Source organism: Stenotrophomonas sp. GbtcB23 (assembly GCF_019091045.1).
GTDB lineage: Bacteria > Pseudomonadota > Gammaproteobacteria > Xanthomonadales > Xanthomonadaceae > Stenotrophomonas > Stenotrophomonas rhizophila_A.
The window spans coordinates 1-236 of the sequence record NZ_JAGXKC010000689.1 but is presented as its reverse complement, the minus strand read 5'-3'; the positions used below and the strand labels follow the sequence as shown (position 1 = coordinate 236).

Here is a 236-nt window from a genome sequence, read left to right as displayed (position 1 = left end):
TTACGGTGCCGGTGCGGAACTTTCTGGTGCTGCGCAGCGCCGCCAAGGAGGAGGGGCTGCGCGGCCAGGTGGTGCTGTACCGCTCGGACCTGTCGCGTTTCCAGGCATTCGGCGACGAAGACGCGTTCCGCGAGTTCCTGGATACCCAGCGCGCCCGCAGCGGGGCCTTCGCCGCCGACGGCGGGGTGCAACGCAGCCTGGGCGACGACATCGTGCAGGCCGCGCCGCCAGAACAC

At 70.8% G+C, this 236-nt stretch carries 1 protein-coding gene; it reads left to right on the top strand.

All coding sequences use genetic code 11. The features are described from left to right. Positions 1 to 26 precede the first annotated feature (26 nt). Positions 27 to 236: hypothetical protein (locus tag KVS69_RS20585; protein WP_217540204.1), on the top strand; the 210-nt coding region annotated here is incomplete at its 3' end.